Genomic DNA, 7,156 nt, shown 5'->3' on the forward strand with positions numbered 1-7,156 from the left:
TCCACAAGTGTTTAGTGTTCGATCTCACACCCGTGGCGGCGATGGGACAACCCCAAGTGCCCCGGCAGGAGGAACCCGGCCGGTGGTGCACGCAGAGTCACGACTGTGGGGTGACCGTCACGGCCGTGTCCGAGTGGTGGCGGGCGAGGTCGTGGAAGAAGCGGTCCGGGCCGATCGCACCCGGGTGCCGCCAGGGCGACGACCCTCATCGGACGCCCTTCAGGAAGCGGACCTGGTCGTCCAGGACGCCTGGGACGAAAACGGCGCGCGGGGCGGCGATCGCGGTGGCGGTGAGGATGAAGTCGTTGGTGTCCTTGGTGAGGCCGTGGGTCGCGTTGGGGTAGCGGTGGACTTCCAGGTCGGGGACGAGGCGGCGGTAGGTGTCTTCGGTTTCGGCGATGTCGACGTTGCGGTCTCGTTCGCCTAAGAGGAGCAGGACGGGGGCTTTGACACGGGATAGGTCGGTGGTGGCGTCGGATTTGTAGTTGGCCAGGACGAAACGCCAGCGGTCCGGGGTCATGTCCTTGTCGTCGGTGGCCGCTTGGTACTCCTCGAAGGAGGCCTTGCGGCGGAGGAGGTCCAGTCGTCTGTCGCGGCGGGCGAGGGCGGCTTCCGGGGTCTCGCCTTCGGGGAGGTCGGCCAGGAGGTGGTAGCGGCCCTGGCGCAGCCAGTTCACGGCGGTGCCCACGGCGATCACGAAGGCCACCTCGGTGTCCGCGGCGACGGCGGGCATGACCCAGCCGGCCTGGCTCGCGCCCCACAGGCCGATGCGGTCCGGGTCGATGTCCGGCCTGGCCCGGGCCCAGGCGAGGGCGCGGCGGACCTCGTCTGCGCGGTCGGCCATGGTCTGGTGCAGCCAGTTGCCCGGTGCGCCCGCGACGCCCGGCTTGTCCCAGGACAGCGAGGCGTACCCGGCGCGGGCGAACGCCTCCCACAGCGGGCGGTAGAAGGTGTCGTGGGTGGCGTCGACCGGGCCGTCGCCGTGCACGAAGACCACCAGGCCGTGCCGGTCGCCGGTGTCGGGGCGGGCCAGGACGGCGCGCAGGTCGCCGATCTCCACCCGGGTCTCGTCGATCGCGTAATCGTGCTGGTAGACGACCCAGCCGGTGGTGGTGAGCGCTAAGGCCAAGAGTGCGGCCAGTGGCTTCCAGAGTCTCATGCATCTCCCGAACTATCGTTCTTGATACGAGCGTAGTAGATTTGAACACATGGACGTGGATGTGCCCACCAGGACGGTCGTCGAAGCGCTCGTGGGGCCGGACGGGACCGTGGACGCGGGCGAGCTGTACGACGTGGCCGGTGTGCTGGGTATGTCCGACCAGCAGGTGCGGCTGTGCCTGAAGCGGCTGGTGGCGGAGGGGAAGTTCAGCCAGGACGGGCGTGGGCGGCGGGCCGTGCTGCGGATGACGCCGGACGCGTTGCGGGCCGCCGAGCCGGACGTGGAGTTCGTGCGGTTCATGTACCGGCAGGACGCGGGGGAGGTGACGTGGGACGGGGTGTGGCACCTGGTGGCGTTCGGGGTGCCGGAGTCGCAACGGCCGGCGCGGGACGCGTTGCGTGACGCGATCGTGCGGTTCGGTGGGGCTGCGCTGCACGGGGGGCTTTATGTGTCGCCGCACGACTGGGAGGAGCTGGTCGAGGGGGAGGCTTCGCGACTGGGTGTGGTCGACTCGGTGACCTTCCTGACCAGCTCGGACCTGCGGGTCGGGGTCGAGCGGGACCCGGTGGCGCTGGCCGCGCGGCTGTGGCCGTTGACCGACGTCGCCGCCCGGCACGAGCGGCTCGCGGAGGTGGCGCGGTTGCGGTTGCGGCTGCTGGGCGAGGAGTTGGACCGGACGGCGTTGCTGCGCATCGCGGTCGAGGTGGCCGCCGAGTTCACGCGTGCCGTGGAGCCCGACCCGCTCCTGCCGCCGGAGCTGCTGCCGCGGCCCTGGGTGGGCGCGCAGGCGCGGGCGCTGGTCGCCCGGTGCTGGGCGGCGCTCGCGCGGCGGTCCGACGAACTGCCTGCGCTCTTCCGCACCTACGCCGGCGTAGTGGCTGATGCCGCCTTCGGGGTGGCGTAGGCCACTACCTGCGGCTGAGCGTCGAGTGGCCTGCCGAGAACGTGTCGGAGTGGACTGCTTGGAGGGTCCACGTCGGACGTACGATCGGCCTGTTCGTCCACTCGACTTCGAAAGGTTCGCCGTGACCACTGAAACCGACTCCGGTACCCACGTCACCGGCACCGGCCGCGTCAAGCGCGGCATGGCGGAGATGCTCAAGGGCGGCGTGATCATGGACGTGGTCACCCCCGAGCAGGCCAAGATCGCCGAGGACGCGGGCGCGGTGGCCGTCATGGCGCTGGAGCGGGTGCCCGCCGACATCCGCGCGCAGGGCGGCGTGTCCCGGATGAGCGACCCGGACATGATCGACGGCATCATCAACGCGGTGTCGATCCCGGTCATGGCCAAGGCCCGCATCGGCCACTTCGTGGAGGCCCAGGTCCTCCAGTCGCTGGGCGTGGACTACATCGACGAGTCCGAGGTGCTGACCCCGGCCGACTACGCCAACCACATCGACAAGTGGCAGTTCACCGTGCCCTTCGTGTGCGGCGCGACCAACCTGGGCGAGGCCCTGCGCCGCATCACCGAGGGCGCGGCCATGATCCGCTCCAAGGGCGAGGCCGGCACCGGCGACGTCTCCAACGCCACCACCCACATGCGCAAGATCCGCGCCGAGATCCGCCGGCTGCAGAACCTGCCGGCCGACGAGCTGTACGTGGCGGCCAAGGAGCTGCAGGCGCCGTACGAGCTGGTCCGCGAGGTGGCGGAGGCCGGCAAGCTCCCGGTCGTGCTGTTCACCGCCGGCGGCATCGCCACCCCGGCCGACGCCGCGATGATGATGCAGCTCGGCGCCGAGGGCGTGTTCGTCGGCTCGGGCATCTTCAAGTCCGGCAACCCGGCGCAGCGCGCGGAGGCCATCGTGAAGGCCACCACGTTCTACGACGACCCGGACGTGATCGCCAAGGTTTCCCGCGGGCTCGGCGAGGCCATGGTCGGCATCAACGTCGACGAAATCCCCCAGCCGCACCGCCTGGCGGAGCGCGGCTGGTAATCCAAGCGCTCGACGACCGCGGCCCCGGCACTCCACCGGGGCCGCGGTCGCGTTTCAGGAGACCGGGTAGACCTCGATGTCCACTTGGTGGCCGTTGGAACCGGCGAGCTTGGCGTCGCACGTGATCAGCGGGACGCCCAGCCGCTCCGCCAGTGCGACGTAGAACGCGTCGCGGGGGTGTGGATCGAGTGCCGGATCCTCCATGCGCGTTCGGCCAGGGCTCGCAGGCTGACGCGCTCGATCGGCGCGGAGTGGGCCTTGGCCATCGCCCTCGTCGCTTCATCCGAGGTCAGCGCGCGGACCCGTGCCAGCCGCCTCAGCACGCTCTGGCCTCGGCGGCGATCGGTTCGGGTGCCACGGCGACCGCGGTCGCGAGTCGGCGCAAGAGCATCCGGTCGGGTTCCTCGCCCGCCACGACCTCGACCAGTGCTGAGCGGTCCACCACCAAGTCGAAGTTCACCCCGTCTCCGCTTCCTCACGGCTCTCGCGGACTGCGCGGACGATCAGGTCCCGGTCCACGCCCCAGTCCCGATCGGCGGCGGACTCCAGCAACTCGGCCATGGTCGGCTTTGCCGGTTCGGTGATGTGGTGGCGCAAGTAGACGTCGAGCGGCATGCCGAGTGCGGCGGCGCGAGCGGGCAGCGTCTCGAACACCGCCGTCGGCACACCGGTGATGTGGATCGACTTCGGCCCGGGTTCGCTCAGGCTGTCGAGCGTATGTGCTGCGGTTGCTGCTGACATCCACGACTCATCGGGGTATTCCCGATTGATCAGGATCCCTCGAACGGGCGGCCTAGATGTGTTCCATGATCAGCACGACCGACGTGCCCGGCTCCAGCGCCTGGGCCGTGTGCGGCACATCCCCCGGATACATCGCGTAGTCGCCCGGACCCAGCTCCACCGGATCGCTCTTCGGACCCGTCAAAACACGCCCCCGACTGACGATCGCGTGTTCGACCGTCCCCGGCATGTGCGGTTCGGACTCGCGGGGGTTGCCGGGTTCCAGATCCAAGACGTAGATGTCCCGCCGGGCACCCGGTGGACAGGAAGCCAGCAAGGTCGCGGTGTAGTGAGCCCGCTCCGAGTAGATCGCCGGACCCTGGCCGGCGCGGATCACCTGGACGCGGGTCGTCGGCGGGTCCACCAAGCGGCTGAACGGGACGCCCAAAGCGACACCAAGCGCCCACAACGTCTCGACGCTCGGGTTGCCGGTGCCGGCTTCCAGCTGCGACAGCGTGGACTTCGCGATCCCCGCCCGCTTCGCCAATTCGCTCAACGACAGACCCACGCGGTCGCGCTCCCGGCGCAGCGACGCGGCGATGACCTCTAGCGGCGCACCTGTGTTCGGCATGACAGTCCAATCGTTCGCCTTGACGAACGGCCAAGCACCGTTCATCGTGGAAGACGATGCGTTCGATATGGCGAACTCTAGACCCCCAGCTGCTGCGTGACGTCGCAGCGGTGGCTGCCGGCGCCGCGGTCAACGGCGCCTCCTTCGGCGCGATCTCGGTCGCGGCCGGGCTGCCCTGGTGGCTGCCCGTGGTGATGTCGCTGCTGGTCTTCGCGGGCGGCGCGCAGTTCATGGCGGTCGGAATCGTGGCCGGTGGCGGGAGTCCGGCCGCGGCGGTGCTGGCCGGGCTCGTGCTCAACGCGCGGCACCTGCCGTTCGGGCTCGCGGTCGGCCAGGTCCTGGGGCGTGGCCTGCTCGCCCGGCTGATCGGCAGCCACCTGCTGATCGACGAAACGGTCGCCTTCGCGCTCGCCCAACGCGACCCGGCCAAGGCGCGAGCCGCCTACTGGGCGTGCGGCGCCGCGCTGTTCGCCGCCTGGAACCTCGCCGTCGTGGCGGGCGCGCTGGTCGGCCAGGCCATCGGCGACCCGGGCGCGTTCGGCCTCGACGCCGCCTTCCCCGCCGCCCTGCTGGCGCTCACCCTGCCCGCCCTCAAGGACCCCCGCACCCGCAACGCCGTCCTCCTCGGCTCGGCCGTCGCCCTGGCGACCACGCCGTTCCTGCCCGCCGGCGTGCCGGTCCTGCTCGCCCTGACCGGCCTGGCCGCGGCCGTCACCACCCGACAGGAGGCCCGCGCGTGACCCTGACCGCCGTGCTCGTCCTCGCGGCCGGCACCTACGCGTTCCGCCTGGCCGGCCCCCTGCTGCGCGACCGCCTGCGCCTGCCCGACCGGGTCAAGGAACTGATGTCGATCAGCGCGACCGTGCTCCTGGTCGCCCTGGTGGCCACCTCGTCGCTCACCAAGGGACAGGGCTTCGCCGGGTGGGCACTGCCCGCCGGCGTGCTCGTCGGCGGCCTCGCCGCCTGGCGGAAGGCCCCCTTCGTGGTGGTCGTCGTCCTGGCCGCCGCGACCACCGCCGGTCTCCGCCACCTCGGCGTCGACTAGGCGGGCACCAGCCAGGGCCGCAACTCGACCGCGTCGTCCACCTGCGCCAACCGCTCCCGCAACGCGGGCGTCACCACGACCAACTCGACCCGCACCACGTCCGCGCCACCCACCGCGTAGATCCCGTTCGCCGGGTCGGCCATCATCGGCCGCACGACCTGGTCCACCCGCTCCCGCAACGACTTCTGGTCGGCCAGGCTCATCCGCCCCGCCGCGTCCACCACGCACAGGTTGCCCGCGTACCGGCTGCGCAGGGCGTTCCCGGCGGCGGCGACATCGCCCTTCACCACCTCCACCACCAGGACCTCGGCGGTGGCCGGGGACGCGGTGGTCGTCGGGAACCCGTCCGGGTAGGCCACCGACGGCAGGCGGAACTGCTCGGGGTGCTCCTCGGTGACGTACCGGTGCAACGCGCCCCGATCGGCCGTGCCCGGCGTCTGCCACCCACCACCCGGCGGCGAGCAGGGCAGCGGAACGGACTCGGCGTCGGGCTGGGCGGGCGGGGCGTCACGACCGGTCACGGCGAGCACCCCGGACCGCCACACACCGGTCAGTTCGACGACCCCGACCGGCACCGGGTCCAGCCCCGTGACCTCCACGCCGAACGTGCACTCACGCTGCACGATCCCGGTGGTCGGCGCGGGCGCGCAGAACCGAAGCGGCCGCCCGGGATGCGCCTCGACCTGTCCGGTCGCCCGAACCACATCACCTTCCGCCACCACCAACCGATCGACGTCGGGCGCGGGACTCGCACTGGCGAACGCCGCCGCATCGGTAGGCACCGACACCGCCGGCGGCACCGAAGGCCCCCACGCCACCGCGCCCACCGCCCCCGCCACCACCACAACGGCCCCCGCCAGCGCCGCCACCGGCACCCACCGCGAGGCCCGCGCCGAACCGTCGGACTCGCCCACGTGATCCCCCGATCACCGAGGGTGAAAACCCTCCACCCACAGCGATCGTCGCAGCCCTCAACCCCACGCCGTAACGGCCGAACGGGTCGAACGCCCAAGCCCCATCCGACAAGAAGCACCGGCCCCACCACCGCTGCACAGACAATCCGCCATGCCATGCAGCCAGTTCGCCTTGCTGCCCGGCCAGTTCGCCTTGCCGTGCGGGCAGTTCGCCTTGCCGTGCGGGCAGTCCGCCGTGGCGAGCGGGCAGTCCGCCCGAGCGGACACGCCTCAACTTGGGCTTCTTGCTTGTGTCATCCCCGTATGGCCCGCCCGAAGGGCTACCACAGATTTCCCGGGTGCAGCCGAAATTTTTTGTGAGGAACGAGCAAAAAATTTCAGCGGCACCCGGGAAATCTGTGGTCGGCTTTGCCGGGTCATGCGGGGATGGCACAAGCAAGAAGCCCCCGCAGTTGTCGTTGTGTCATCCTTGGCGGCTCGCCCGCCGGCGAGGCTCTTTAATCTTTAGAGCCGCGCTTACGCTCTCAAGTCCACGCTTCGCGCGTGTAGACGCAACGCGCTCCGCGCTGCTGGAGGAGGAACGCGCTTCGCGCTCTTGAACAGCGCTGACGCGCTCTCAAGCTCGAACGCGCTGCGCGCTCTCAAGATCAAAAGCGCCTCGCCGGCGGGCAGACCACCGATGGGGGAGGAAGGGCGTCGGTTCCCCCACCGCATGGCCTGGCAAAGCCAACCACAGATTCCCCGGGTGCCGCT

10 protein-coding genes are annotated in these 7,156 nt (G+C 70.8%); 4 read left to right on the forward strand and 6 right to left on the reverse strand.

What is annotated here, in order from left to right; translation table 11 throughout:
- Positions 1-205: 205 nt before the first annotated feature.
- On the reverse strand, positions 206-1,159 hold the full coding sequence (locus RIN75_RS30780) for a serine aminopeptidase domain-containing protein (RefSeq protein WP_309115555.1): 954 nt from the start codon (positions 1,157-1,159) through the stop codon (positions 206-208).
- Positions 1,160-1,208: 49 nt separating this feature from the next.
- On the opposite strand from RIN75_RS30780, the gene RIN75_RS30785 reads away from it, so the two are divergent.
- Complete coding sequence (locus RIN75_RS30785; RefSeq protein WP_309115556.1) at positions 1,209-2,063, forward strand: PaaX family transcriptional regulator C-terminal domain-containing protein; 855 nt, start codon at positions 1,209-1,211, stop codon at positions 2,061-2,063.
- A gap of 121 nt (positions 2,064-2,184) precedes the next feature.
- A complete protein-coding gene (gene pdxS / locus RIN75_RS30790; RefSeq protein ID WP_121219416.1) occupies positions 2,185-3,093 on the forward strand; it encodes a pyridoxal 5'-phosphate synthase lyase subunit PdxS in 909 nt (302 codons plus the stop codon).
- Between the two features lie 54 nt (positions 3,094-3,147).
- On the opposite strand, the gene RIN75_RS30795 is transcribed toward pdxS, so the two are convergent.
- The 4 genes from RIN75_RS30795 to RIN75_RS30810 all read right to left on the reverse strand — a co-directional run bounded on the left by RIN75_RS30795 (position 3,148) and on the right by RIN75_RS30810 (position 4,444).
- The gene (locus RIN75_RS30795) at positions 3,148-3,297 is read right to left on the reverse strand and encodes a hypothetical protein (RefSeq protein WP_309115557.1); all 150 of its coding nucleotides are present in this window, start codon (positions 3,295-3,297) and stop codon (positions 3,148-3,150) included.
- Positions 3,298-3,409: 112 nt separating this feature from the next.
- Positions 3,410-3,553, reverse strand: a complete 144-nt coding sequence (locus tag RIN75_RS30800) for a hypothetical protein (protein ID WP_309115558.1) — start codon at positions 3,551-3,553, stop codon at positions 3,410-3,412.
- Positions 3,550-3,834 (reverse strand): hypothetical protein, encoded by a 285-nt coding sequence (locus tag RIN75_RS30805; RefSeq protein WP_309115559.1) that lies wholly within the window; start codon positions 3,832-3,834, stop codon positions 3,550-3,552. The genes RIN75_RS30800 and RIN75_RS30805 overlap by 4 nt, the downstream gene beginning before the upstream one ends.
- 52 nt (positions 3,835-3,886) lie before the next feature.
- On the reverse strand, positions 3,887-4,444 hold the full coding sequence (locus tag RIN75_RS30810; protein WP_121219408.1) for a helix-turn-helix domain-containing protein: 558 nt from the start codon (positions 4,442-4,444) through the stop codon (positions 3,887-3,889).
- A 56-nt stretch (positions 4,445-4,500) separates the two neighbouring features.
- On the opposite strand from RIN75_RS30810, the gene RIN75_RS30815 reads away from it, so the two are divergent.
- A complete protein-coding gene (locus tag RIN75_RS30815) occupies positions 4,501-5,184 on the forward strand; it encodes an AzlC family ABC transporter permease (protein ID WP_309115560.1) in 684 nt (227 codons plus the stop codon).
- On the forward strand, positions 5,181-5,489 hold the full coding sequence (locus RIN75_RS30820; RefSeq protein ID WP_309115561.1) for an AzlD domain-containing protein: 309 nt from the start codon (positions 5,181-5,183) through the stop codon (positions 5,487-5,489). The genes RIN75_RS30815 and RIN75_RS30820 overlap by 4 nt, the downstream gene beginning before the upstream one ends.
- On the opposite strand, the gene RIN75_RS30825 is transcribed toward RIN75_RS30820, so the two are convergent.
- On the reverse strand, positions 5,486-6,403 hold the full coding sequence (locus RIN75_RS30825) for a hypothetical protein (RefSeq protein ID WP_309115562.1): 918 nt from the start codon (positions 6,401-6,403) through the stop codon (positions 5,486-5,488). The two genes, RIN75_RS30820 and RIN75_RS30825, sit on opposite strands and share 4 nt — an antisense overlap.
- Positions 6,404-7,156 lie beyond the last annotated feature (753 nt).

It is taken from the genome of Saccharothrix sp. (genome assembly GCF_031180885.1).
Taxonomy (GTDB): Bacteria; Actinomycetota; Actinomycetes; order Mycobacteriales; family Pseudonocardiaceae; genus Actinosynnema.